General features: G+C 61.9%; 26 protein-coding genes, 1 tRNA gene and 1 pseudogene. 8 read left to right on the top strand and 20 right to left on the bottom strand.

Annotated features, from left to right (window positions below; translation table 11 throughout):
* Positions 1-62: 62 nt before the first annotated feature.
* Both LK03_RS13415 and LK03_RS13410 read right to left on the bottom strand, forming a co-directional pair.
* The gene (locus LK03_RS13415; protein ID WP_038412869.1) at positions 63-371 is read right to left on the bottom strand and encodes a hypothetical protein; all 309 of its coding nucleotides are present in this window, start codon (positions 369-371) and stop codon (positions 63-65) included.
* A 216-nt stretch (positions 372-587) separates the two neighbouring features.
* Positions 588-1,997: a transglycosylase SLT domain-containing protein gene (locus tag LK03_RS13410; protein ID WP_081951599.1), complete on the bottom strand. Its 1,410-nt coding sequence runs from the start codon at positions 1,995-1,997 to the stop codon at positions 588-590.
* A gap of 151 nt (positions 1,998-2,148) precedes the next feature.
* On the opposite strand from LK03_RS13410, the gene LK03_RS13405 reads away from it, so the two are divergent.
* The 4 genes and pseudogenes from LK03_RS13405 to LK03_RS13395 all read left to right on the top strand — a co-directional run bounded on the left by LK03_RS13405 (position 2,149) and on the right by LK03_RS13395 (position 4,828).
* Positions 2,149-2,955: a TatD family hydrolase gene (locus LK03_RS13405; protein WP_038412868.1), complete on the top strand. Its 807-nt coding sequence runs from the start codon at positions 2,149-2,151 to the stop codon at positions 2,953-2,955.
* An 85-nt stretch (positions 2,956-3,040) separates the two neighbouring features.
* Positions 3,041-3,601, top strand: a pseudogene (locus tag LK03_RS22850) (methyl-accepting chemotaxis protein); the annotation flags it as partial.
* A gap of 33 nt (positions 3,602-3,634) precedes the next feature.
* Positions 3,635-4,519, top strand: coding sequence for a methyl-accepting chemotaxis protein (locus tag LK03_RS22845; protein WP_430962079.1), 885 nt, complete (start codon positions 3,635-3,637; stop codon positions 4,517-4,519).
* 75 nt (positions 4,520-4,594) lie between these two features.
* Positions 4,595-4,828: a hypothetical protein gene (locus tag LK03_RS13395; RefSeq protein ID WP_038414719.1), complete on the top strand. Its 234-nt coding sequence runs from the start codon at positions 4,595-4,597 to the stop codon at positions 4,826-4,828.
* 11 nt (positions 4,829-4,839) lie between these two features.
* Here the strand turns inward: LK03_RS13395 and LK03_RS13390 are convergent, their stop codons facing one another.
* Both LK03_RS13390 and LK03_RS13385 read right to left on the bottom strand, forming a co-directional pair.
* A complete protein-coding gene (locus LK03_RS13390) occupies positions 4,840-5,607 on the bottom strand; it encodes a CHAD domain-containing protein (RefSeq protein ID WP_038412866.1) in 768 nt (255 codons plus the stop codon).
* A 14-nt stretch (positions 5,608-5,621) separates the two neighbouring features.
* On the bottom strand, positions 5,622-5,900 hold the full coding sequence (locus LK03_RS13385) for a hypothetical protein (protein WP_038412865.1): 279 nt from the start codon (positions 5,898-5,900) through the stop codon (positions 5,622-5,624).
* A 151-nt stretch (positions 5,901-6,051) separates the two neighbouring features.
* Between LK03_RS13385 and LK03_RS13380 the strand changes: the two genes are divergently transcribed.
* A complete protein-coding gene (locus LK03_RS13380) occupies positions 6,052-7,092 on the top strand; it encodes a patatin-like phospholipase family protein (RefSeq protein WP_038412864.1) in 1,041 nt (346 codons plus the stop codon).
* A gap of 51 nt (positions 7,093-7,143) precedes the next feature.
* Here LK03_RS13380 and LK03_RS13375 read toward each other — a convergent pair whose 3' ends face one another.
* From LK03_RS13375 to LK03_RS13345, 7 genes are all read right to left on the bottom strand, one after another.
* Positions 7,144-9,015 (bottom strand): SurA N-terminal domain-containing protein, encoded by a 1,872-nt coding sequence (locus LK03_RS13375; protein WP_038412863.1) that lies wholly within the window; start codon positions 9,013-9,015, stop codon positions 7,144-7,146.
* A gap of 182 nt (positions 9,016-9,197) precedes the next feature.
* Positions 9,198-9,470 carry an HU family DNA-binding protein gene (locus LK03_RS13370; protein WP_038412862.1) on the bottom strand — a complete coding sequence of 91 codons (273 nt, stop codon included), beginning with the start codon at positions 9,468-9,470 and terminating at the stop codon, positions 9,198-9,200.
* Between the two features lie 150 nt (positions 9,471-9,620).
* Positions 9,621-12,017 carry an endopeptidase La gene (gene lon, locus LK03_RS13365; RefSeq protein WP_038412861.1) on the bottom strand — a complete coding sequence of 799 codons (2,397 nt, stop codon included), beginning with the start codon at positions 12,015-12,017 and terminating at the stop codon, positions 9,621-9,623.
* 160 nt (positions 12,018-12,177) lie between these two features.
* On the bottom strand, positions 12,178-13,461 hold the full coding sequence (gene clpX, locus LK03_RS13360) for an ATP-dependent Clp protease ATP-binding subunit ClpX (RefSeq protein ID WP_038412860.1): 1,284 nt from the start codon (positions 13,459-13,461) through the stop codon (positions 12,178-12,180).
* 109 nt (positions 13,462-13,570) lie between these two features.
* On the bottom strand, positions 13,571-14,212 hold the full coding sequence (gene clpP / locus LK03_RS13355) for an ATP-dependent Clp endopeptidase proteolytic subunit ClpP (RefSeq protein ID WP_028694418.1): 642 nt from the start codon (positions 14,210-14,212) through the stop codon (positions 13,571-13,573).
* 92 nt (positions 14,213-14,304) lie between these two features.
* Positions 14,305-15,615 carry a trigger factor gene (gene tig / locus LK03_RS13350; RefSeq protein ID WP_038412859.1) on the bottom strand — a complete coding sequence of 437 codons (1,311 nt, stop codon included), beginning with the start codon at positions 15,613-15,615 and terminating at the stop codon, positions 14,305-14,307.
* Positions 15,616-15,813: 198 nt separating this feature from the next.
* On the bottom strand, positions 15,814-16,119 hold the full coding sequence (locus LK03_RS13345; protein ID WP_038412858.1) for a DUF6388 family protein: 306 nt from the start codon (positions 16,117-16,119) through the stop codon (positions 15,814-15,816).
* Positions 16,120-16,369: 250 nt separating this feature from the next.
* Here LK03_RS13345 and LK03_RS13340 point away from each other — a divergent pair, with 250 nt between their 5' ends.
* The 3 genes from LK03_RS13340 to LK03_RS13330 all read left to right on the top strand — a co-directional run bounded on the left by LK03_RS13340 (position 16,370) and on the right by LK03_RS13330 (position 18,390).
* Positions 16,370-17,083 carry a helix-turn-helix transcriptional regulator gene (locus tag LK03_RS13340; RefSeq protein ID WP_038412857.1) on the top strand — a complete coding sequence of 238 codons (714 nt, stop codon included), beginning with the start codon at positions 16,370-16,372 and terminating at the stop codon, positions 17,081-17,083.
* Between the two features lie 41 nt (positions 17,084-17,124).
* On the top strand, positions 17,125-17,433 hold the full coding sequence (locus LK03_RS13335; RefSeq protein WP_038412856.1) for an antibiotic biosynthesis monooxygenase: 309 nt from the start codon (positions 17,125-17,127) through the stop codon (positions 17,431-17,433).
* A gap of 78 nt (positions 17,434-17,511) precedes the next feature.
* Positions 17,512-18,390: a hypothetical protein gene (locus LK03_RS13330; RefSeq protein ID WP_038412855.1), complete on the top strand. Its 879-nt coding sequence runs from the start codon at positions 17,512-17,514 to the stop codon at positions 18,388-18,390.
* A gap of 75 nt (positions 18,391-18,465) precedes the next feature.
* Here LK03_RS13330 and LK03_RS13325 read toward each other — a convergent pair whose 3' ends face one another.
* The 9 genes from LK03_RS13325 to LK03_RS13290 form a co-directional block, all read right to left on the bottom strand.
* Entirely contained in the window at positions 18,466-20,868 is a 2,403-nt protein-coding gene (locus LK03_RS13325; RefSeq protein WP_038412854.1) for a TonB-dependent siderophore receptor, read from the bottom strand.
* A gap of 115 nt (positions 20,869-20,983) precedes the next feature.
* On the bottom strand, positions 20,984-21,931 hold the full coding sequence (locus LK03_RS13320; protein ID WP_038412853.1) for a FecR family protein: 948 nt from the start codon (positions 21,929-21,931) through the stop codon (positions 20,984-20,986).
* On the bottom strand, positions 21,928-22,434 hold the full coding sequence (locus tag LK03_RS13315; protein ID WP_081951598.1) for a sigma-70 family RNA polymerase sigma factor: 507 nt from the start codon (positions 22,432-22,434) through the stop codon (positions 21,928-21,930). The genes LK03_RS13320 and LK03_RS13315 overlap by 4 nt, the downstream gene beginning before the upstream one ends.
* Positions 22,435-22,674: 240 nt before the next feature.
* Positions 22,675-22,778, bottom strand: a tRNA-OTHER gene (locus LK03_RS22180).
* Positions 22,779-22,846: 68 nt separating this feature from the next.
* Positions 22,847-23,200, bottom strand: a complete 354-nt coding sequence (locus LK03_RS22515) for a hypothetical protein (protein WP_240478610.1) — start codon at positions 23,198-23,200, stop codon at positions 22,847-22,849.
* On the bottom strand, positions 23,197-23,493 hold the full coding sequence (locus tag LK03_RS13305; RefSeq protein WP_038412851.1) for a hypothetical protein: 297 nt from the start codon (positions 23,491-23,493) through the stop codon (positions 23,197-23,199). The genes LK03_RS22515 and LK03_RS13305 overlap by 4 nt, the downstream gene beginning before the upstream one ends.
* Positions 23,494-23,553: 60 nt before the next feature.
* Entirely contained in the window at positions 23,554-24,087 is a 534-nt protein-coding gene (locus LK03_RS13300) for a DUF2514 family protein (protein WP_240478609.1), read from the bottom strand.
* Positions 24,084-24,623 (bottom strand): glycoside hydrolase family 24 protein, encoded by a 540-nt coding sequence (locus LK03_RS13295; RefSeq protein WP_038412850.1) that lies wholly within the window; start codon positions 24,621-24,623, stop codon positions 24,084-24,086. The genes LK03_RS13300 and LK03_RS13295 overlap by 4 nt, the downstream gene beginning before the upstream one ends.
* 104 nt (positions 24,624-24,727) lie before the next feature.
* Positions 24,728-25,468: a hypothetical protein gene (locus LK03_RS13290; protein ID WP_038412849.1), complete on the bottom strand. Its 741-nt coding sequence runs from the start codon at positions 25,466-25,468 to the stop codon at positions 24,728-24,730.
* Positions 25,469-25,471: the final 3 nt, after the last annotated feature.

The raw sequence follows: 25,471 nt of genomic DNA, 5'->3' as shown, positions 1-25,471 counted from the left end.
GGTGACGGCACGGCAGGCATCTGCACCTGCCGGGAGCAGCGCCTGACGACGGCGCCGGATGCTCAGCGCCGGGTAATGAGGCCCTGGCGGGCAATACGGGTCAGTTGCGCGATGACCTCGCCGGCAACATCGGCGGCAGGTGACTGAATCACGGCCAGGTCGAAACGATCGCTGGCATAGCCTGCCAGGTCGCTGTCGCGGTCGGCGAACTGAATGAGAAACGCCCGGGCATGACCCTTGCGCCGGGACAGACCTTCGAGGTGGCGCAACAAGGTGGGCTGGTGTTGACCGCCGAGCAGGATGCGCGGGGTACGGGCAGCCTGGTGGGCCGTCAGTGGGCTCAGGCAGACACTGGTGCGTGGACAACTCATGGGGGCTTACTCTCCGCCTCGCGAATCCCGCTGGGCAGCGGTGGGAGGCGTCACCGAACCAGCGCTTTAGCGGTATTTCGTCGACCTCCACGGAGGCCGTCATGCGCCCCGCAAGTAGCTGTTTAAATCGGCGCAGGCGCCAATGCTAGGGGCTTGTGCGCGAAGATACAAGCCGCACGTTACAGCCCGTGAAGCACACGACAGATCGGTCACGTCTCAGCGCTGGCGGGTACGCTCCAGCGCCAGACGCTCGCGGTTGTACGCCAGGTAGTACTTGTTGACGCTGTTGACGAAGTTGACCGGTCCCATGCCCACCTGCTCCATGGCCACCCGCTCGGTCTGGAAGAACCACTGATTGCCGTTCAGGCCCCGGCGCCGGGCCTCGGCGCGCATGGCCTGGACGCGCTCGGGACCGAGGTTGTAGGCCGCCAGGGTGAAGGCCATGCGCTCACGGTCGTTGAGCGCCGGACTGGCGAAGAACTTGCGGCGAATCAGCGCCAGGTAGCGCGCCCCGGCCTGCACATTGCCATCGACCGTAGCCGTGTTATTGACCCCTACCCGCTGCGCTGCCGAGGGGGTGATCTGCATCAGACCATGGGCACCGCCGCCACCGCGCGCCTGGGGATTGAGCGTCGACTCCTTGTAGGCCAGCGCGGCCAGGTTCAGCCAGTCGATCGATTGCGCCTCGCCGTGGCGCTGCAATACGCTGCGCACCGCTTCCAGGCGCTGGCGCTCCTGACGCGCCAGGGGGTTGTGCACCCGGTACTGGCGGCGGTAGATGCGCTCGAAGGCGGCATTCTGGTTCTCGGGCGCGCGGTAGGTCGCCAGGAAGCGGTTGAGGGTTTGTTCCAGTACCGGCGCGTCGCGGCGCACGTACCAGCGCACCGCCTGGGGCTCGCCAAGCTTGACCCGGGTATCGAGGCGCAGCTTGGGCATGACCCGCTGCCAGCGCTCGGCAATTGGCCGCTCGACCACGGTCAGCGGATAGATACCGGCCTGGACCATCTCCAGCACGTCCTCGACCGCCAAGGTCGGGTCGACCCATTCGATCTTGATCGGCGCGCGCTTGCGCAGCGCCAGCTGGCGATTCACGGCCTCGATCGCCACCCCTGCGGCACTGGCGCTGATTAGCGCCACGGTGCGCCCGGACAACTGCTCGGCACGCGCTACGCTGCGCGCGCCCTTGCGCCCGACCAGCACCAAGGACACGCGATCGACCACCGGATCGCTGGCCACCAGTTGGTGCACCAGTGCTGGGTCGAACAGCTCGCCGGGGGCTGCGATGTCGCCCTCGCCGCGCAACAAGGCGCCGGGCAATTGACCCTTAGCCTTGGGCACCAGCTTGACCTGCAAACGGTGCTTCTCGCCGAGTCGGGCGTTGAGGTAATGCTCGAGCGCGCGGACCCGGTGGTACTCGATACCCACCGGCTCGCCCTTGACCTCACCAGAGCTGTTGCGGCTTTGATTGACCAGTACCCGCAGCACCTTGGCCGAGCTGATCTGGGGAAAATCGCGCGGTTGACTGTGGCTCGAGGTCTGCTGCGGGCCGGCCAGACGAGCGGTGGCAGGACCTGCGATCAGCAGTCCGATTACCAGCAAAAGAGTCAGCAGAATGCGGGCTGTCACATGGCGTGTCCGAATGGAAGTGAGTGTTATCAGCGCAAGCGGAGGTGACAACTGACATCAACAGACAGTGGCAAGCCATTGAGGTTCGGCGATTATTTGTTCCGCCGCCTGCTTTGTTATGCTGGCCTGCCCGGGGCACGAGGTAGCAACCATGCAACTGATCGATATTGGCGTCAACCTGACCAACAGCAGTTTCCATGACCGCCAGTCGGAGGTGGTCGAACGCGCCCGTGAAGCAGGCGTCGTGCAAATGCTGTTGACCGGCACCAGTCTGCAGGTCAGCGAACAGGCCCTCGAACTGTGTCATGGCCTCGATGAAACGGGACAGACACTCTTCGCCACCGCTGGCATCCACCCCCACGATGCCAACAGCTGGAATGCCGACAGCGAGCGGCAACTACGCCAGTTGCTGACCCAGCCACGGGTGCGTGCAGTGGGTGAGTGCGGGCTGGATTTCAACCGTGATTTCTCCCCAAGGCCGCTACAAGAGAAAGCGCTGGAGGCTCAGTTGACGCTGGCCGCCGCACTGCAACTGCCGGTGTTCCTGCACGAGCGCGACGCCAGCGCACGGCTGCTGGACATACTCAAGGCGTTTCGCGATCAACTGCCTGCGGCCGTGGTGCACTGCTTCACCGGTGAGCGTCAGGCGCTGTTCGCCTACCTTGACCTCGACCTGCACATCGGCATTACCGGTTGGATCTGCGATGAACGCCGCGGTACGCACCTGCACGGTCTGGTCGGCAACATTCCCGAGGGTCGCCTGATGCTGGAAAGCGATGCGCCCTACCTGCTGCCGCGTACGCTCAGGCCCAAGCCCAAGAGCGGACGTAACGAACCGGCGTTTCTCCCTGCAGTACTGCATGAGGTCGCGCGTCACCGGGGAGAAACTGCCGAGCACACCGCCGCACATACCACGGCCTGCGCCCGAGCGTTCTTCGACCTGCCCGAGGTTTCTTGACGAGCGTCAACGACGGCGCTGTGAGTGAGCGGCACAATGATGGCACCTTGCCAATACTGTTCCGCCAACTCAGAGAAGACCTGCCATGGGTGCCTGGCTTAGCAACGTTTCGCTCAAATACAAATTCTGGGCCGTCAATGCGGTGGCCTTTTTCACGACCCTGCTGCTGGTGCTCTACGCCGTGCACCTGGAGCAGGATGCCCGCCTGCAGAGCGCGCGCGCGCATGCGGCGGCCGAAGCCCAGTTGCTGGCGGCCTGGCCTGGGGAGCAAGCTCTGCCGGCCCAACCGCAACTGGTCAGCTGGCGCATGGGCCAGACCCCGACCCTTGCCGGCGTAGGGCTTTCCATCCCCAGCGACGCACAGGGCTGGATCGCCCTGGCAGATGGCCCCCTGCTCGGTGACCAGCGCGTACGCGGCGCTCACCTGATTCAACGCGGTGACATGCACCTCGCCGTACTGGCGACCGCCCCCAGCTTCACTCAGGTGTTCTTCGACCGCTTCGGCCACTACGCCCTGTGTGTGCTGGTGCTGATGCTGTTGATGCTGGGCGCCTCGCAGTTGCTGATCCGCTTTCTGCTGCGTCAACTCAACACCCTCAGGAGCGTCATGCTCCACGTCGAGAAAACCGGCGACCTGTCTGCCCGCGTGCCGCTGGCCGGGGGCGATGAGGTCGGACAGATGGCCGTGGCCTTCAATGCCATGCAATCGACCTATCACCGCGTGGTCGGTACCGTGGCGCAATCGGCAGCGCAGCTCGATGCCGGCGCCGCGCAACTGGCAGCCAGCATGAATGACGTGCGTCACGGCATGCTCGGCCAACAGAGCGAAACCGATCAGGCGGCCACCGCGATCAACCAGATGACCGCCACCGTGCACCACATCGCCCAGCACGCCGGTGCCACTCGAGATCTGTCCCAGACGGCGGATGCCTTGGCCGGAAGTGGCCAGCAAGTGGTCGGCAGGGTTCAGGCCTCAATTGCCGGGCTTTCGAGCGGCGTGCAACAAACAGCCGAGATGATTCGCCAACTGGCCGACGACAGCCAGAAGATCACCGGCGTGGTCGGGGTCATTCACAGCATCGCTGAACAGACCAACCTGCTGGCGCTCAACGCCGCCATCGAAGCGGCCCGCGCCGGGGATCTGGGGCGCGGTTTCGCGGTGGTCGCCGATGAAGTGCGCAACCTGGCCAAACGGGTGCAGAGCTCGACCGACGAGATCACCGGGATGATTTCCACCCTGCACAGCGGTACCCGGGACGCCGTCGATTTCATGCACGAAAGCTCGCTCAAAGCCGACGACTGCGTCCGACAGGCCCAGGAAGCCGGCGCCGCGCTGGCAGAGATCACCAGCGCCGTGGCGCAGATGCGCGAGAGCAACACGCAAATTGCGGTAGCTGCCGAACAGCAGAGCCAGGTCGCCGAGGAAATGAACTGCGCCATCGTCAGTATTCGCGATGTGACCGAAGACACCGTGCAGCAAACCGTTGGCTCGGCCACAACCAGCCGCGAGCTGGCCACCCTGGCCGGCGAACTGAACCGCGCCATCGGCCAGTTGGCGCTATAGCCCTTATAGCCAGGCTCGATTGGCTGGCATCGCTGATGGGCACTAGGCTCATGCAATCACCGCGAGGAAGATTCCATGAGCAAACGTCTGCATCACCTGCTTGCCAGTCATTGGCGTATCCAGCCCTTGAGCCTGCATCCGAGCAGTGCACAAGTCATGCAACTGCTTGCATTGGCGCTGATCGTGCCCGGCACGCTACTGGTGGTCAGTGGCCTGGCCGCACTGGATATCGCGCAACTGGCCGTTGGCGCGATCGCCATCGCCGCTGGCTGGCAGATGCGCCCTCGCCCTGCCCGCTCAAGCCACTGAGTATCCTCTGATCAGCGCCGCAACAGCGCGGCGTCGAGGCGCTTGAGGGTGCGGTCCGATTGACCCTCGAAGCCTTTAATTTCCTCCTGCCACTGCTCCACGCACGAGGCCAGATCGGCCTGCTCATCGGCCATCAGCAGCCATTGCAGTCTGTCGTGCCAATCACCCAGATCGCCTTGTGCACGCTTGAGCACGCTGCGCAGCTTCTTGCCGGCGTGATCGAGTTGCGGGTACGCCTCGTCCCCGTAGCGCACCCGCTTGATCAACAAGCGCAAGCGATGTCGATCGTGCTCGGGATCGGCCAGACCCTTTTCCAGCTTGCGCCACTGCTTGCGCAGACGCTTGTCGACATCGGCCTTCAGGCCATCGAGCAAGCCGTCGCGCTCAGCGGCGCGCAGGAACGAGGGAAAGGCGTCGAGGATGCCCAGCAGGCGAGACAGCTCGCCGCTGGCAGCCACACCCCGAAAATCATGGGTGCGCTGACGCATGCGCTGCTGGCCCGCCGCCTGCTGCCCGCGTTCGAGCAAATGCGCCGCCAGCACCTCGCGATCGCGTAGAGGCGTGGTCAGGCTGCCCAGGGCGCGGGCGGCCTGCTCCAGCGGCTCGACGCCTGGCAAGCCGCGCAGTGGCCGCACCAGGCTACGCAAACGGCGGGTGCTGGTGCGCAGATCGTGCAGCGCTTCACTGTCGGTGTCGGCCGCCAGGCGCTCACGGCAGGCCAGCAGACGTACCTGAAGACACAGCACCTGGACAATGATGTGATCAACCATGGCAGACATGCAAAGCTCCTCGATCAGCGACCAGCGCGCGATTCACGAATGTAGAAGCGTGCCTTCTCGGCCTTCCTGGTGCAGCCTTCAAAGCCTTCGAACTGCTGCTGGGTCTTGGCCCCGGTCAGCAGTGACAGCGCCTTCGAATAACTGACAGTCCCGGCAAAGCCCTCGGCCTTGGCAAGGTCCAGCTCTTTCCAGGCAGCGTTGAGCTGAGTGCCGCAGCTTTCGCGGTAGGCCGTCTTGCCGGCACAGCCGGCCAGCGCCAGAACGATCATGGGCAGACAAATCCAGGCTTTCATCTTGGGAACCTCTAAAGGTGGACACTCGGTGGCTGTTGAGACTCTGTAAACGGAGCAAAAGTGCCCAGATACGCCTCCTGCCACCGCGCCGATTGAATCGTGCAGGCCAGTGGTTCATTGTGGCGCGGGTGCAGATAAGGCGGAGTTGTTCATGAGTAAGCGGGTGGCATTGGTTCTGGGCTCGGGCGGCGCACGCGGCTATGCGCATATCGGCGTGATCGAGGAACTCGAACGACGCGGTTATGACATCGCCTGCATCGCCGGCTGTTCGATGGGTGCGGTCATCGGCGGCATCTACGCCGCGGGCAAACTGCCTGAATACCGCCGCTGGATCGAAAGCCTCGACTACCTGGATGTGTTGCGTCTGGTCGATGTCAGCTTCCGCCTCGGGGCGATCCGTGGCGACAAGGTCTTCGGCCAGATCCGCAAGATCGTCGGCGAGATCAACATCGAACAGTTACGCATCCCCTATACCGCCATCGCTGCCGACCTGACCCACCAACAGGAAATCTGGTTCCAGGAAGGCTGCCTGCATCAGGCCATGCGCGCCTCGGCCGCGATACCCAGCCTGTTCACCCCGGTTCAGCAAGGCAATCGCATGCTGGTCGACGGCGGCATTCTCAACCCGCTGCCCATCGTGCCGGTGGTTTCGAGTCACTGCGACCTGATCGTCGCGGTCAACCTCAACGCCACCAACCACAACCATTACCAGCTCCCGGTGATCGAGCGACCTGCGGCCTTCAAGATGCGCTTCGATGCGCTGATCAACTCCCTCGGCTCGCACCTGCCGTTTCGCCGCAAACCCGCTGAACGGCTCATGCGCATCGATCGGGAAATCAGCACCGGACATGCGCCCCAGGCCAACCCATGGCTCAACGAGGGGGCGGACCCCGAAGGTCAGCAGCCGGCCGCTGCACCTGAGACGGACGCCGCGCCGAAGTCTGCCACAGGCTCGTTCATCATCGACAACGTCGGACCGGCTTCACTGCTGGATCTGATCAACCAGAGCTTCGAGGTCATGCAGACCTCGCTGGCACAGTACAAGATCGCCGGCTATCCGCCGGATGTGCTGATCAACGTGCCCAAGCGCGTGTGCCGGTTCTTCGAGTTCTACAAGGCCCCTGAGCTGATCGCTCTGGGCCGGGAAATCGCTCGCGACACGCTGGATACCTACGAACGCCAGCAGCGCTGAGCCAGAAACGAAACAGGCCGCATCAGCGGCCTGTTTCGTTCAGCGTGAAACTCAATAGCGCGTGATATCGGCCTTGGCTTCAAGCTGCTTGCGGAACGCAGCGAAGTCCTGCTGACCTTCGCGGGAGGCAAGGTAGCGGGCGATCTGCTGCTTTTCCTGGTCGGTGGCGGCGGCACCTTCGTTGACACCCTTGAGCTTGAGCACCACCAGGCTGCCATCGTTGAGCACGGCACTGCCGTACACCGGCTTGTTGGCCGCTGTGGGCTTGGCCATGCGGAATACCGCCTGCAGCTCGACCGGATCGATGCCGTCCTGACCGCGACTCACCGCTTCCTGAACCTTCCAGGCCTGGCCATCATGGGCGGCGTCGGCGTTGACCGAGCCGTCTTCCAGACCGGCCACCAGCTTGTCAGCCTTGGCCTTCAGCTCAGCCGTGGCCTTGTCCTTGGCCAGTTGCTGGCGAATGCTCTGCGCGACGGCCTCCAGCGGCAGCTGGGTCGGACGACGATGCTCCTTGACCCGCAGGACCACGATGGTTTCCGGATCGAGTTCGAGCGCGCTGCTGTTGGCGCCTTCATCCAGCACCTCTTCGCTGAACGCTGCCTGGATCACCGCACGGTTGGCCGTGATGCCCTCGCCGCCCTCGCGACCGAAGGGTGCCGAGGTCTGCACTTTCAGACCCAGGTCCTGGGCCGGCTGAGCCAGATCGGAGGCTTCGAACGCAGAGTCTTCGAGCTGCTTGGTGACTTCGACGAAACGCTGCTCGACCTGCTGGGTTTTCAGCTCGCGGGACAGTTTTTCCTTGAGGCTGGCGAAGCTCGGAACCTCGGGCGCTTCAACACCCAACAGCTTGATCAGGTGATAGCCGAACTCGGTGCGAACCGGCGCCGAGACCTGGTCCTGGTTGAGCTTGTACAGCGCATCTTCGAAGCTTGGGTCGTAAACACCCGGGCCGGCAAAGCCCAGATCACCGCCACTGGCAGCAGAACCTGGGTCCTGGGAGAACTCCTTGGCCAGCGTGGCGAAGTCTTCGCCTTTGCTCAGGCGCTGCTGGATCTCTTCGATACGGGCCTTGGCCTGGGCATCGTCGGTCTTGTCATTGACTTCGATGAGAATGTGCGCAGCGTGACGCTGCTCGGCCAGGTTCGCGGTTTCTTTCTCGTACAGAGCCTGCAACGCTTCGTCGCTGACCTTGACCTGGTCGAAGAACGCCGACTTCTTCAGCTCGATATAGTCGATGACCGCTTGATCGGGGGTCATGAACTCCTTGGCGTGCTGATCGTAATGCGCCTTGACCTCATCGTCGCTGACCTGCACGGCGCTCGGATTGGCCTTGAAGGTCAACGAAGCGAAGTCACGGGTCTGCTTTTCAAGTCGGGCGAAGGCTTCGACCTGCTTGTCGGTGACGAAACTGCTGCCGGCGATACCCGTACGCAATTGGCCAATCAGCATTTCTTCGCCAAGCATGTCGCGGAACTGCATACGGCCGTAGCCCAGTTGGCGAATGACCTGATCGAAACGTTCGGCGTTGAATTTACCGTCGACCTGGAATTCCGGCGTTTGCAGGATGACCTGGTCCAGCGCGGCCTCGGAGAAGGCGAACTTGGCATCCTTGGCCCCGTGCAACAGCAACTTGCGTTCGATCAGCCCTTTCAAGGCTTCCTCACGCAACATCTTGTCATCCAGACGAGCCGGATCGAAGTCCTTGCCCAACTGCTGCATGAGTTGCCGGCGCTGCATGTCGACAGCCTGGCTCAGCTCGTTCTGACTGATGGTTTCACCGTTGACCTTGGCAGCATCCTGGCTGTGGCTGGCGGCCTGGAAAATGGCTTCGAAGCCGGTCAATGCCATCAGCACGACGATGAGGCCGATGATGGTCTTGGCAATCCAACCCTGTGAATTGTCCCTGATATTCTGCAGCATGCGTCCCCCAGAAACGGTTGTACCACTGCGTAAACAACCGCGGAGCGTGGGTAGAGTCCTGATATGAAGAAAGGCGCATCCTGTGGATGCGCCTTCTCGAAGCGGGCGTGCCCGGCGGGGATGGTGTTCCCGCCATCACGCGGTCGACCCGGGCATTGCCTGGGTCGGCTGAAAAAGACGCCTTAGTTGACGGCGTCCTTCAGACCTTTGCCCGGCTTGAAGCTAGGCACTTTGGCAGAGGCGATCTTGATGGCTGCGCCTGTCTGCGGGTTGCGACCGGTACGCTCGGCGCGCTCCTTGACAGTGAAGGTGCCGAAGCCGACCAGTACCACATCGTCACCTTTCTGCATGGCGCCAGTGACGGACTCGATTACAGCGTCCAGGGCCTTACCGGCAGTGGCTTTGGAAATGTCAGCAGAAGCGGCAATAGCGTCAATCAGTTCCGACTTGTTCACTCTAAGTCCCCTTGTTTCTCTATTTGAGTTTAATTCTGAAAGCTTGATGAAGGCGTACGAAGATATGCCTGGATTACCGGTTGACGCTGGCGGGCGCCGTATAGGAAGCGCCAGCAAAACGGTGAAATGGCGTATCCAGGCAACTATCTACTAATGCGTGCTGATTCTGTCCTTGGCATCGCTGTCGCGCTTTTCTTCTTTGGCGACAATCTCCGGAGCCACGTCTGGCAAGGGCTCGGGGGCGTATTGCAGCGCAATTTGGAGGACTTCGTCAATCCATTTGACCGGTTTGATCTGAAGATCCTGTTTGATATTTTCAGGAATCTCCTTCAGATCACGAACATTTTCCTCTGGAATGATCACTGTCTTGATTCCACCCCGGTGCGCCGCCAGCAGTTTTTCTTTCAGGCCACCGATTGCCAGCACCTGACCGCGCAGGGTGATTTCACCGGTCATGGCAACATCGGCCCGCACCGGAATCTGCGTCAGTGCCGAGACCAGCGCGGTGCACATGCCGATACCGGCGCTTGGGCCATCCTTGGGCGTAGCGCCCTCCGGCATGTGGATATGCACGTCGTGCTTCTCATGGAAGTCCGGCGCAATGCCGAGGCTGCGGGCGCGACTGCGTACCACGGTTTGCGCGGCAGTGATGGACTCGACCATCACATCGCCCAGCGAGCCGGTCTTGATCAACTGCCCCTTGCCGGGAATGACTACCGACTCGATGGTCAGCAGTTCGCCACCGACCTGGGTCCAGGCTAGCCCTGTGACCTGGCCAATCTGGTCCTGCTGCTCGGCCAGGCCGTAGCGGAACTTGCGAACGCCCAGCAGGTGTTCGAGTTGCTCGCCCGTGACCTTGACGTGGAACTGCTTCTGCCCGCTGTGCTCCTTGACCACCTTGCGGCAGACCTTGGCGATCTGCCGCTCCAGGCCACGCACCCCGGCTTCACGGGTGTAGTAGCGGATGATGTCACGGATGGCGCTGACGTCGATTTCCACTTCGGTCTTTTTCAGACCGTTGGCCTTGATCTGCTTGGGGGTCAGGTACTTGACGGCGATGTTGATCTTTTCGTCTTCGGTGTAGCCCGGCAAACGGATGATTTCCATCCGGTCCAGCAACGCCGGCGGGATATTCATCGAGTTCGAGGTGCAGAGGAACATCACGTCGGACAGGTCGTAGTCGACTTCGAGGTAATGGTCATTGAAGTTGTGGTTCTGCTCGGGATCGAGCACCTCCAGCAACGCCGAGGCCGGGTCGCCGCGCATGTCGCTGCCCATCTTGTCGATTTCATCGAGCAGGAACAGCGGGTTGCGCACGCCGACCTTGGTCATCTTCTGGATCAGGCGACCGGGCATCGAGCCGATGTAGGTGCGACGGTGGCCGCGGATCTCGGCCTCGTCGCGTACGCCGCCCAATGCCATGCGCACGAACTTGCGATTGGTCGCGGTGGCGATCGATTCTGCCAGCGAAGTCTTGCCCACACCGGGAGGCCCCACCAGGCACAGCACCGGCCCGCGAATCTTCTTCACCCGTTTCTGTACGGCGAGATACTCGAGAATCCGCTCTTTGACTTCTTCCAGACCATAGTGATCGGCATCGAGGATTTCCTCGGCCTTGCTCAGATCCAGGCGAACCTTGCTCTGTGCCTTCCACGGCACCTGCACCAGCCAGTCGAGGTACGAGCGAACCACTGTGGCCTCGGCAGACATCGGCGACATCTGCTTGAGCTTGTTCAGCTCGGCCTGGGCCTTGGTCAGCGCATCCTTGGGCAGGCCAGCTGCCTCGATACGTTTTTTCAGCTCTTCGATTTCGTTGTGGCCTTCGTCGCCATCGCCCAGCTCCTTCTGAATGGCCTTCATCTGCTCATTCAGGTAGTACTCGCGCTGGCTTCGCTCCATCTGCTTTTTCACCCGGCCACGGATGCGCTTCTCGACCTGCAGCAGATCGATTTCACCATCGAGCAAGGCCAAGACATGTTCGACACGTGCCGAAAGGTCGATGATCTCGAGGATTTCCTGCTTCTGCTCGATCTTCAAGGCCATGTGCGCGGCCATGGTGTCGACCAGACGCCCTGGCTCATCGATGCTGTTGAGTGAAGACAGCACCTCGGAAGGCACCTTCTTGCCCAGTTGCACGTACTGCTCGAATTGCGACAGCAGGGTGCGGACGAACACTTCCGACTCACGCTCGGCCGTGTCGACCTCATCGATCAGGGTCACTTCTGCGCGGATGTGCCCATCGACTTCATTGAAATGCTCGACCGCGCCGCGCTGCTCGCCCTCGACCAGCACCTTGACGGTTCCATCGGGCAATTTCAGCAGCTGCAGTACGGTTGCGACGGTGCCGACCTGATAGAGCGCGTCTTCGCCCGGATCATCATCGGCAGGATTCTTCTGGGCCAGCAGGAGGATCTGCTTTTCGCCCGTCATCGCAGCTTCGAGGGCTTCGATGGACTTTTCACGCCCCACGAACAGCGGGATGACCATGTGCGGGTATACGACGACATCGCGCAATGGCAAAAGAGGCAAGTCGAGGGTGGTCTTCATGATTTCGCCTCTACAGCGGCCCAGGGGCCGGAAACCGGTGGAAATATTGCTTGGGGGTTAATGTGGGGGTAGGTCCGCAAAATTACAAGCGCTGAAGCCAGTAAAAGCAGAAAGGGGCCCGTAGGCCCCTTTCGGTGTCGCTTGCGCGTGGCTGGTGGACTCAGGCGTCCGGAGCAGCCTTGGCTTGCGGCTCGCTGTTCTCGTAGATCAACAGCGGCTGCGAGCTGCCTTCGATGACGCTTTCGTCGATGACCACCTTGCTGACGTCCTTCTGCGAAGGAATGTCGTACATGGTGTCGAGCAGGATGCCTTCGAGGATCGAGCGCAGGCCACGAGCACCGGTCTTGCGCTCCAGGGCCTTGCGTGCCACGGCCTTGAGCGCATCACTGCGGAATTCGAGGTCGACGCCTTCCATCTCGAACAACTTGCCGTACTGCTTGGTCAGCGCGTTCTTGGGCTCGGTGAGAATCTGCACCAAGGCAGCCTCGTCGAGCTCATCGAGGGTGGCCAGAACCGGCAGACGACCGACGAACTCGGGAATCAGGCCGAACTTGACCAGATCGTCCGGCTCGACTTCACGCAGCGATTCGCCGACCTTCTTGCCCTCTTCCTTGCTGCGCACTTGCGCCCCAAAGCCGATACCACCCTTGGCAGAGCGGTTCTGGATGACTTTCTCGAGACCGGAGAAGGCGCCACCACAGATGAACAGGATGTTGCGCGTATCGACCTGCAGAAATTCCTGCTGGGGATGCTTGCGACCGCCTTGCGGCGGAACCGAGGCGACCGTGCCTTCGATCAGTTTGAGCAGCGCTTGCTGAACGCCTTCGCCCGATACATCACGGGTGATCGAAGGGTTGTCGGACTTGCGCGAAATCTTGTCGATTTCATCGATGTAGACGATACCCATCTGGGCCTTCTCGACATCGTAATCGCACTTTTGCAGCAATTTCTGAATGATGTTCTCGACGTCTTCGCCCACGTAGCCTGCTTCGGTCAACGTGGTGGCGTCAGCGATGGTGAACGGCACGTTCAACAGTCGCGCGAGGGTTTCGGCCAGCAATGTCTTGCCCGAGCCGGTAGGCCCAATGAGCAGGATGTTGCTTTTGCCAAGCTCGACTTCTTCGCCTTTCTTGTCGCGCTGATTGAGGCGCTTGTAGTGGTTGTAGACCGCTACGGCAAGCACCTTTTTCGCGCGTTCCTGACCAATCACATACTGGTCCAGGATGCCGCTGATTTCTTTAGGCGAAGGCAATTTGTGCGCGCTGCTTTCGGCCTGGGCTTCCTGCACCTCCTCGCGGATGATGTCGTTGCACAGGTCGACGCACTCGTCGCAGATAAATACCGAGGGGCCAGCAATCAATTTGCGCACTTCATGTTGGCTTTTGCCGCAGAAGGAGCAATAGAGCAATTTGCCGCTGTCCTCGCCGTTACGGGTGTCAGTCATTCGATCGATCCAATCCGGGTAGGCTTGCAACACAAGATGAAGGCAACTGCAGGCTTTTTCAAGTCCACAGGCCGAGGCATGGCGCCCCGGCCTGCTTGGTCTGCCAGCGTCAGGACGCCAGTTGCCGCTTGTCGTAGACCGAGTCGACCAGGCCGTACTCGGCCGCACGCGAGGCGCTCATGAAGTTGTCACGCTCGGTGTCACGCTTGATGGTTTCCAGGTCTTGCCCGGTATGGTAGGCCAGCAGCTCGTTCAGGCGCGCCTTGATGCTGAGGATTTCCTGCGCGTGAATTTCGATGTCGGTGGCCTGGCCCTGGAAGCCGCCCAGCGGCTGGTGAATCATCACCCGCGAGTTCGGCAGGCAGTGACGCTTGCCCTTGGCACCGGCGGCCAGCAGGAACGCGCCCATGCTGCACGCCTGACCGATGCAGATGGTCGAGACGTCCGGCTTGATGAACTGCATGGTGTCGTAGATCGACATGCCCGCAGTCACCGAACCACCCGGCGAGTTGATGTAGAGATGGATATCCTTGTCAGGATTTTCCGCTTCGAGGAACAGCATCTGCGCCACGACCAGGTTGGCCATGTAGTCCTCGACGGGACCGACCAGGAAAATCACGCGCTCCTTGAGAAGACGCGAGTAGATGTCGTAGGCACGTTCGCCACGGGCGGACTGCTCGACTACCATCGGGACCAGACCGCCTGCGGCCTGAATGTCAGAGCTCTGCTGCATATAAGAATTGCGGGACATGTCCTGCACTCACTCCCAAATAGTCATGGCTTGAATACACACAAGCCAGCGCGAAGGCTGGCTTGTGTGGGCTTCCTACGATTAAAGCAGTGTTACTCAGCGGCAGGAGCCTGTGCTGGTTTTACCGCATCTTCGTACGAGACCGACTTGTCGGTCACAGTCGCTTTCTGCAGAACAGTATCTACAACTTGTTCTTCCAGCACAACCGAACGAACCTCGTTCATCTGCTGGTCGTTCTTGTAGTACCAGGCGATGACTTGTTCTGGTTCCTGGTAGGCCGACGCCATTTCCTCGATCACTTCACGCACTTTGGCATCGTCTGGCTTGAGGTCGAACTGCCTGACCACTTCAGCGACGATCAGGCCCAGTACGACGCGGCGCTTGGCCTGCTCTTCGAACAGGTCGGCCGGCAGTTGATCGGGCTTGATGTTGCCACCGAACTGCTGAACGGCCTGCACGCGCAGACGGTCGACTTCGTTCTGCAGCAGCGCCTTCGGCACCTCGACCGGGTTGGCGGCCAGCAGACCGTCCATGACCTGGTTCTTGACCTTGGCCTTGATGGCCTGACGCAGTTCACGCTCCATGTTCTTGCGAACTTCGGTGCGGAAACCTTCCAGCGACGATTCCTTGATACCGAACTGGGCGAAGAAGGCTTCGTTCAGCTCAGGCAGCTCGGGTGCGGCCACGGCGTTGACGGTGATGGTGAACTCGGCAGCCTTGCCGGCCAGCTCGAGGTTCTGGTAGTCCTCGGGGAAGGTGACGTTGACGACACGCTCTTCACCCGCCTTGGCGCCGACCAGGCCATCTTCGAAGCCGGGGATCATGCGGCCGGAACCCAGCACCAGCTGAGTGCCCTTGGCCGAACCGCCCTGGAACACTTCACCGTCGACCTTGCCAACGAAATCGATAGTCACCTGGTCGTCGTTCTGCGCTGCGCGCTCGACAGCCTCGAAACGGACGTTCTGCTTGCGCAGCACTTCCAGCATGTTGTCTAGGTCCGACTCGGCCACTTCGGCGCTCAGGCGCTCGACGCTGATCGACTCCAGGCCGGCAACGGTGAACTCGGGGAAGACTTCGAAGACTGCAACGAACTCGAGGTCGCCGCCTTTTTCGAACGACTTGGGCTCGACCGACGGCGCGCCTGCCGGGTTCAGCTTCTGCTCGACCACAGCTTCATAGAAGGACGACTGCACCAGGTCACCGAAGGCTTCCTGGCGAGCGGCTTCTTCGTAGCGCTGACGGATGACGCTCATGGGCACCTTGCCTGGACGGAAGCCCGGGACCTTGGCACGACGGGCAGTCTGTTGCAGACGCTTGTTGACTTCGCTCTCGACGCGCTCGGCCGGAACGGCGATGGTCATGCGGCGCTCGAGAGCAGAAGTGTTTTCAACAGAAACTTGCATGGATATTCCTCGTTGCACAGACGTTAGCCGGCGATAGCCCGACTCCAGAATCAAGGGCGAACATTCTAGTGATTCATCCACCAGAAGTCACCCCACCCCGTTGACGGAACGCCACACCGGACGATTACCTTCAAAGCCCCGGCGACCGCTCGCCGAGCCCCGATATCAACTTCACTGACGACCACCCCGATCGAGCGATCAAGGCGCCGCCGGATCGAGTTCGTTGAACACGCAGTATTCTTCCCATTCCAGACCGAGCGCCTGCGCCACTTCCTGATGGGTTTCCAGGCGCATGCTGGCGAGCGCCTGCGGCGACTCGGCGATCAGCTCGAGCGCATATTCCCAAGCCTCAAGCCCCTCGCTCTGGGCTTGATCCTCGAACGCCCAGGCGATTTGCTGGGCCTGCTCGCGCGCGTCGAGGCCGCTTATTTCCTCGAGCAACTGCGGATTAGCCTGGGCAAACCGCTCTAGCGCGGCGCTTTGGCGATGTTCCTTGGCGATCATCGACTGTTCCTCTGCAAGCAGCACGTGCCGCCTGGCGATCAGCCTTGCCCCGTTCGGTTGGCAAAGCCTGTTTGAAGTGCCTTGGAAAATGGGGCCTGACATACGGATTTCAAGTCCTGGCAGTGCAAATTCTGGCTGGGAGAATCGAAGCGCACCATTACACCGGCGTCGGCTGCGCCGCGCTAAACTTGCCCACCTGACACGCGGCGCCCTGTGCACGCCTTTCCATCGACATACTCCACGAAGCCCCATGCGCAAAGCTGATCGCCTGTTCCAACTGGTCAACCTGATTCGTGCCCACCAGCCCATTTGCGCAGAAAGACTCGCCGAGCGCATGCAGGTGTCAGTGCGCAGCATTTACCGCTATATCGACGACATCTCGCTTAGCGGCATTCCGATTTATGGGACGCCAGGCGTCGGCTACGCCCTGCACGACACATTCGAACTGCCGCCCTTGTCGCTGACCTCGCTCGAATTCGAAGCATTGATGCTGGCCGTGGACATGCTTGCCAGCACCACGGATCAGGCATTAGGTGCTGCGGCGAGGTCATTGCTCGGCAAAGTGGCCGCCTCGCTACCCGGCGCAGCGCCAGCACCGGACCAGGTGGCACTACGCGCACTGGGCCGCACCCCGCCGGTCATGCGCGATCATTTCGGCACGCTGCGTCAAGCGATCGAGAAAGGCCAGAGCGTGCGGATTATCTACCTGAGCCTGGCTGGTCAACCTTCGCAGCGCCTGGTCTATCCGCTGGGGTTGTTCTACTGGGGCGGCAAGTGGACTCTGGGCAGTTGGTGCACGACGCGTGATGCCTACCGCGATTTTCGCGTCGACCGTATCGCGGCAGTGGCGCTCGACGCGCCGTTCGCCGCCGACCGTCACGAGCTCACGCTGCAGGCCTATACACGCCATCAGGCTGAACAGTGGAAATCGCTGATCGGCACTGACAGCACGCTGTCAGGATGATCCTCGACACTGACGGCTCATCCACAGCCAAGAGTCTTACCATGCCTGATTCCTTCCACGTTCTCGAACTGGCCGTTTTCACCGTCAAGCCTGAACAGGTTGCCCACATGCCGGCACTTCGCAGCGAGCTTCGCCAGACGCTGCGCGACTTTCCGGGCCTGATCGACTACCGCCCCTACAGCCCCATCAGCGCGGACCGCACGTTCGTCGACCTCGCTGTATGGGATACCCTGGAGCACGCCAAGAACGTCGCCAGCGCGTTCAATCAGGGCGACCCGCGCTTCGCACGCTACATGAACGCAATCGAGTCGCTGAGCTTCATGAGCCATTTGCGCCCCGACCAGAGTTGAGTGCCCCCCGCACCAACGCTTCAGTTCGAAGCGCTGGCGCTGTAGATTGCGCGGTTTGAGTTCAAGGACGACATGACGATGACCCCGAAGACCCTGCTTGCACTGAGCCTGTTACCACTGGCAGCCGATGCTGGGTGGTCGCAGAACCAGCTCAACGACCCTTCGCAGCCTGGCCCCATCACCTTTTACACGCAACCTGCCAGCCCCACGCGAGGCCATGGCCCGGGACTGGAGTTGATGGTCATCGACAGCCATGATGGCGAACCTGCGGCGTTGCTGAATTTCGCCGATGGCGGCCCAGACAGTTGCCAGGGCGAGCAAGGGACTGCCTGCACGGCCAAGGTGCGCTTCGATCAAGGTGCAACCACTGAACTGAAGGTCTTGGGCAACGCTGACGGTAAACTGGTGCCGGCCGACATGGGCGCCTTCACTGGCGCTCTGCTGCACGCACGCAGCCTGACGGTGGAAGTGGCGTTCTCGGGGAAACCGGTGCACTACCGCTTTGATCTGCCGCCGCTGAACATCGAGCAGTCCAGACCTGCGACCGTGACCATCATAGGCTTCGACCTGGGCCGCGCCTATCCCGACAAAAAACCTGCGCTGAACAAGGGTAAGAGCGCCAATGGCAGTACGTGCTACGACGGCAAGAATGTGGCCAATGCCTTGGCCGGTAACACAGCCGCGGCAGTGACCTTGTGCTTCTACAAGGATGTGCTCTATAGCGCCCTGGTGACGCCAGGCAGCGAGCGCAGCTACAACGCCGCCTACAGTTACTTCAGCGAACGCTTCGGCGAGCCACCGGCAGATTCACCCGTGCTGTTCTGGCCGGATGTCGACACCCGCATGAACCGAACCCAGACCCAGGTCATAGCCTTCATCAGCGAAGACGGCACCTTCGATTCGCCTTTCATCATCACCGATCGGCGCTGGTCATTGCTGGCGCCGCCGGTGAAATGACACCTGCCGCTCAGGCCGCCCCGTATGCCGGGCCGGCCTGGCTGCCTTCTATTAATAGCCGCGCACTCATCGCGCTCAGAAATCCCCGCGCAGTGTCAGCATGTAACTGCGTGGCGTGCCATAGGTGGTGCCGCGGGTCCAGTAGCCGGTCGAGTCGAAGTATTTGTGATCGAGCAGGTTCTCTACATCGACCGCCACCGTCCAGTTGGCGTCGAGCTTGTAGGCGGCCCGCGCATCGAAAATCGCCCGACCGCTATTACTCACGCCGTTGTAGGCGTCGTAGTAATGCGACTGCGCTGATACTCCGCCGCCGACACTGAGGCGGCTCCACTGCCCCGGCAAGGTGTAGTTGCTGTTGAGCCGCAGCATGTGCTTGGGCGTCTGCGCCGAGATCGGCCCACCGGTTTCCGACTGCGTGGTGTTGAACGTGTAACCGGCCGCGACTTGCAGGCCAGGCAGCAGCTCGCCACTGGCCTCAGCCTCGAAGCCTTTGCTGCGGCTGATACCATCGCTGTTGACGAAGCAGCGCCCCGCGACATCGTTGGGGCATTCGCCATCGTTGGCATAATCGCGAGCAGCAACTTTCTCCTGTTCGATGTAGAACAGCGCCAGCGAGACGTTCAGGCGCTTGTCGAACAGCTCGCCCTTGATCCCGGTTTCATAGTTCGAACCCACCGCCGGGTCGAGCATCTGCCCGCCGACCGTGCGATAACCGGCCTGGGGCATGAAGATATCGGCATAGCTGGCGTACCACGACCAGTGCTCGTCGAGGTCGTAGATCGTGCCCACGAAGGGCGTGAACTCGTGCTTCTGCTGGTTGGTGTTATTGATGTCCTCGCTAAGCGTTTCGGTCTTGTACCAGCTCAGCCGCCCACCGAGGATCAGGCTCAGGTCTTCGGTCATGTGCAGACGCGCATTGAGGTAGGTGCCATACCGCGTGTCGAAGGTGTCCTGCTTGTAGTCCCAACCCTGACGGCGCAGCTTGGGCACGTTGTTATGGTCGGGCCGGTAGACGTTCAGCGGAATCGGCTTGTCGAGGGCGACGGTCGCTTCCTTGTCGTTCATCTTGCGCTTCGACCAGTTGGCCCCCAGCGACACCTGATGGCTCAGCCCGAACGCCTCGAACTCACCGTCCAGATGGCCGTCCACCGCGTTCGCGGTGACGTCGAACTTGTGGTAGCTGACATCGTTGACCATCGGGCCGGTCGGGCTGCCGTACTCCAGGGTGTCCTCGGCGCCCCACTCGATGGCACTGCGGTTGTAGCCGCTTTCGGAATGCGACACGGCCAGCTTGCCGGTCCAGTTGTCGTTGAAGCGGTGGTTGAGGTCGGCGAAGACCTCGTCGGTATGGCTCTGCAGCGTGGCCCAGTCCTGCCCCAGGAACGTCGAACGCGGCAGATGCGGGTTGCTGCCGTCGGGATTTCTCGGCAGGCCCAGCACGCTGTAGCCATCGGTGCGCGAGGTCTGCCGACGCAGGCCGAGCGCCACGGTGGTGGTGTCGCTCAGGTCGCCCTCGAGGATGCCGTACAGCAATGGCCGCTTGGACTTGGTGACATCGGTGAAGTAACCGCGGTCCTCGTACGACGCAATCATGCGCCCGCGCACTGTGCCTTCATCGTTGAGTTTGCCGCTGGCATCCAGGTCAAGGCGATAGTTGTCCCAAGAGCCGGCACGCGTGGTGACAGAAAAACGCGGATCGAGCGTAGGACGCTTACGCACCAGGTTGACCGCACCACCCGGATTGCCCGCCCCCACCAGCAGCCCGGACGCTCCGCGCAGCACCTCCACGCGATCGAACACCGCCATGTCCGGGATCATCCAGCCGGTATAGGCGTAGGCCTGCCCGGCGACACCATCGACCATATAGCTGTCGTCGGTCAGGTCGAAGCCGCGGGAGCTGAAATGGTGGTTGCCGTAGCCGCGATTGGCGCGGGTGATACCGGTGGTCTGCGCCATCACCTGATCCAGCGACACCAGATTCTTGTCATCCATCAGTTTGCGCGTCACTACGGTCACCGACTGCGGTGTTTGTCGCAGCGTCTGCGCGCTCTTGCCGATCGTCACGGCACCGGTGGTGTAGGAACCGGAGAATTCGGTGGTCTCACCCAATGTCTGGCTGTCGATGGTGGTGGCGCCCAGCTCCAGCGCGCCCTCGGCATCAACCGCCGTTTCAACGCTGAACGTGCCATTGCCCGTGACGATCGCTTGCAGACCGCTACCTGCCAGGGCCTGCTGCAAGGCTTGCAGCGGGCTCATCTGACCGTGGATGGCGGGCGCCTGCTTGCCGGCGACCAACGCCGGGTTGAGCGACATCACCTGCCCGCCCTGCCGGGCGATGGCGTTGAGGGTCTGCGCCAGGCTGGCGGCGGGCAGGTCGAAACGCTGCTGCTGTTGCTGCGCGGAACCTTGCGCCCAGGCAGGCGCTACAGATGCGCTGGCCAGCGCTATGGCGAGGGCAAGGGGCCAGGGTTTGAACACGTGGATACTCCTGAATTTTTCTATTGTCAGGAGCTAGGTGCATCGAAACGAAAAAAGCGGACACGAATGAGAGAATTTTTCATTCGAATTAGCATTTGAATGATTCCCCACTCACTCAGCGTGACTCGATCAGGGTCAACCAACTGCCGTAGCGCCTGACCCGGATAGGCATCGTGTCTTCCAGGGCCGCCAGCGCTCGCTCGCTATCACCCAGCGGGAACACGCCCTGCACGCGCAGGTTGCGCACCTCGGGATCGACGCGCATGAGCCCTGGCCGATAGGGCCGCAGGGCATCGATCACCGCCTGCAACGGCTCGTCCAATACGCTCAGACGACCTTCGAGCCAGTCGGCGCGATACTGCTGCGAGTCGCTGGCAAGCTCGACACGCGCCCCGCGCAGCACTGCCGCCTGCCCTGCTGCCAGGTCCAGCCAGGCACCTGCTGGCACCGACGCGCGCACGCTGTGCTCGAGCACCACCACGCGGGTCGCACCATCCAACTGCTCGACCAGAAAGCGCGTGCCCAGGGCGCGCGCATCACCCTGCTCGGTGCGCACCAGCAGCGGCCGCGTCGCATCAGGCGCCACCTGAATGACCAGCGCACCCTGATAAAGGCGCAACAGCCGCTGATTCGCCGAGAACTCGATGTCCAGCGACGTACCGGCATTCAGGCTCAATCGACTGCCGTCGACCAGGGTGACCGTGCGTCGCTCGCCCGTGCCGGTGCGCAGATCAGCCGTCAGCATCCGCGCACTGTCACTGTGCGCACCCAGCCACAGCGCACCGCCCAGCAGGGTGAGTCCACCCAACCCACGCAGCACGTCGCGACGACGCATTTGCGGCTGCAACAACGTATCGCGCAGCACCTGCGGCGCCCGCCGTGCGACTTCGTAATGGCCACCCATGCCGCGCTGCAGCTGTTCCCAGGCTTGGAGGTTGGCAGAATCCTGGGCCAACCAGCGCTCAAAGCGCGCCTCCTGCCGCGCATCCGCGCGACCCGAGCGCAGGCGCACCATCCAGGCGATGGCCTGCTCCGCCGCTGGGTCCAGCGCGCCACGGCTCATGGATGAGCACCGCTGAGGTAGCACTGACGCAAGGCCTGGGTCATGTAGCGGCCTACCGTGCGCTCGGATACCCCAAGCTTCTGGCTGATTTCGGCATAGGGCAGACCGTCGAGCTGACTGAGCAGAAAGGCTTTCTTCACGATCAGCGGCAACCCTGCCAGGCTGCTGTCGATGGCATGCAGCGCCTCGAGCAGCAAATGGGTTTGCTCCGGCGACGGCGCCAAGGCCTCCGGCAGCAGCATCAAGCGCTCCAGATAGGCCTCTTCCAGCCGCCGCCGCCGATAGCGATCGAAGATCAGACGCCGGGCGATGGTCGCAAGATAAGCGCGCGGCTGCTCGATGGCAGCCGGATCGACCCGCGCCGCGATGATCTGGCAGAACGTCTCGGCCGCTGTGTCCTCGGCATCCGAGCGATGATTCAACTGACGCTGCACGTACTGCAGCAGCCAGCGATGGTGATCGCTGAAGAAGTAACTCAACTTTGAGGTATCGGATACGGACACAGGCGAGACCAGGAGTAAATGAGAACTGGTCGCATTTTATAGACAGCGCACGGCAAGTGCCATAGGGATGTGGCGACTTAATGGCGCAGGGGCTGATCAATTTTGAATGACGCTGCCAGAGAGCGTAGGGAGGCTGGGTAAGCACGGTGAACGCCCAGAAGCGCGTTGTGCTCATGCTCAGGAGGGATAAGCCAGCGGAGGGGGAGCGAATGTGCGCTCTCGACCCCTCGACTCAGAAGATGGTGCGGACGAAGAGACTCGAACTCTTACAGCTTGCGCCGCTGGAACCTAAATCATAGCTGGCACCTGCCAGCCCTTTGAAATCAACAACTTGAGCCGCCCGCAGCCGTTCATTTTGTCTCAAGAAAGCAACAGAAGTACACGCTCGCAAACCGCGTGATTCACGATTTGTTCACGCACGGTTTCCCGCGCCATCCGCATTGACCACTGGGATATCCAGAAGGTCCCACCCTCCCGTGAGCCGTCCAGGCTCGACCCGCTCCGTTCTGGAAAGCGGTACACCCCACCCGTCTTTTTGCTCACCTACAGCAGGCATCGGAAACACTGTTTCCAAGTCCTCCATCGCCCATAGCCTGCCCGCCTCTGCCAGCTCCAGCATGTCGGCCAGCACGCAGGCATCGATGCGGCCGGCCCGGTGCGCCGCAACCGCCATTTCGCTGAGCACGGCTTCGCGGCCGTCTGGGTCCATCAGGAACGCGACCTGGTCATCCAGTTCGTGCATCCACGCCGTGGGGATTCTACTCATGAGTCCACCCTGCACCACCAAGACTGGGCGTACAGGACTCCGTCGATTTCCTCGACGCCGCTGATGTTCATGCCTTGCTGGGCCATGCCGGTGATCTTCGCATCGTGCAGCCGAGGTATCACGTCGGCGCCAGGCGCTGGGCTGAAGACCCAGGCCTGTGTCGACACTCGGCCCAGCAGTTCGCTCTGATGCTCTCCGATGTGGACGTCAGCGCGAATGGGGGTTTGCTGGCGCAGTTGCTCAGAGGGTAGCGCCGCGCCGTGGGAGCGGCGGCGCACGACAAGGAAATACATAGGGCACCAAATACTGTATATGCGAACAGTATCCTAGCCAGTATTTCGGCCACCCGACAATTACCGCTCAGCGGCAGGCCGAATTCCATCGATCACACGTTCACAGGCCATGCCTGCTACTCGGCTTCGCTCAAGCGCTGCCGCGAGGCTTCCCGCCATTCGGTCAGCTTCTTCAAGCAGTCCCCCGAGCACCACGACGGCAGAGGTTTCTGCCTGGCGCTGCTGGGCAGCGATGGCACCGCAGGTTGCGCTTCGCCCGGCGCGCAGTCGGGCGATTTCCCCGCGCAGGCCGTCAGCAGCAGACTCAGCAGTAGCGGCGCGGCCGGCAACCGCCTCCAGTTTCTGACGTGCATTCTCACCCTCCCGATCAGCCACCTGCTGGCGGCGCTGCTCTTCTGTTCTGGCCTGGGCCGCGGCGTGCTGATCGCGCTCGGCAACCAGCAGTCGGTAGTCGGCCAAGTCGGCACGCGCCGCGCCGGCGTCACGCTGCGCCAGCACCAGCCGGTATTGCTGCCCGCCGGCGACCAGCAGCAGGACGGCCAGCCACCAGACCCAGGCAGGAACAGCCCTTGGAATCAGCGGCGCGCCGATCACGCTACGGCCTCGCCACCGCACGCGGCGTACATCGACAGAAGGTCACCAGCCGGCTTGGCATCGGCGGCACGCTCGCTTTCGTAGATCCCCAGCAGCGCCGCCAGCTTGTGCTCGCGCTGGCCGTATCCGGCGCCAGGCAGGCTGGCCCAGATCGGCGCAGCCCTGGCGATCGCGTCACTGATCCGCCCGGCCTTGATCAGCGGCAGCGCGCCACATTCGGTCAGCAGCTTGATCGCGGCCAGGTCTTGGGCTTCTGGGATGAAGCGGCCCTTGAAACCGTAGTTCTTGACGATGGCATCCCAGGTGCGGGCCAGGAACTGGTAGCGACCGGCAGCCGTCGACTTGATGCCGTAGCGCGGCAGCGGCACAAGCACGCGCGGGTGCTGGCTGTAGTCGGTGAACAGCTTGCCGCCTACCAGCACGTTGTAGCCGTCGTCACTGGCCTTGATGGTCGAGGTGCCTTCCGACCAGGCGAGCATGTCGAGGAAAGCGAGCACGTTGATGCCGCCGGCGTCGGCAGCAGAGATTCGTGGCATGGGTTTCTCCAGGCGTGAAAAAGCCCGCGCTGGGCGGGCTATTCGGATTGCAGGAACAAAAAAACCGCTCGAGGCGGCCGGGAACTTGCGCGTTCAGCGTCGACTTAGACGATCACGCCAAGCCGCGCCATCCTTTTACGCATGGCGGCAGCAACGACCGTGATCTCATCGTCGGTCAGTGCCACGGAATATACTGCCACGTGACTCACGTCCGACTCCCCGCCGAATGTTGAGGCATAGGTGCCGCCGATCCGCAAAGGGACTGAGGCAAGGAGTCGCTTCGTGGTCAATTGCTGATTACCTTTCACGCCCGTGGTCAGGTTCCAGGTCTGGTTGCCCCCTGACCCCGAAGACCGAAGACAGCGAATTCCCCAGTTAGCGGCCACGTCCGAGATCTGCGATTGCGCGCTGGTCGAACCATCACCCGTTGAATTGAGACGGTTGGCCTGGCCAGTGAGCGTCGTGTCGCTGATGTGGTAGAGCTGCAATCCGCCAGCCAATCCAGGCGATGCCCCTGCATAGTTGCCCACGTAAGGTACGGCCGTGGCGGTACCTGTACCGCCGAGAGGCCCAGCTGCTTTACCAACTACGAGCACCGTGAATTCTTCAGTTTCCGCGATAGCCGTTTCAAGGAAGTTGACCCCACCCTTGAACCTGGCATGCGTGCTGAAAACCGATGGAACCCCCACCAGCCTCGCATTGGCCTTGCCCGAAGCACGGTTGTAGCCGATTCGATCCAGAGAAGTGTCGAAGCAGAACCAACCCTCCAGGCCCCGTGATACTGGTGGAATTACCTTCGTGTACCAAGGCGCCAGTGCGCCCGGTGAAACCAACTTGATGCCCATGCG

This window comes from Pseudomonas cremoricolorata (assembly GCF_000759535.1).
Taxonomy (GTDB): Bacteria; Pseudomonadota; Gammaproteobacteria; order Pseudomonadales; family Pseudomonadaceae; genus Aquipseudomonas; species Aquipseudomonas cremoricolorata_A.
This window is presented reverse-complemented; position numbering and strand designations above follow the sequence as displayed.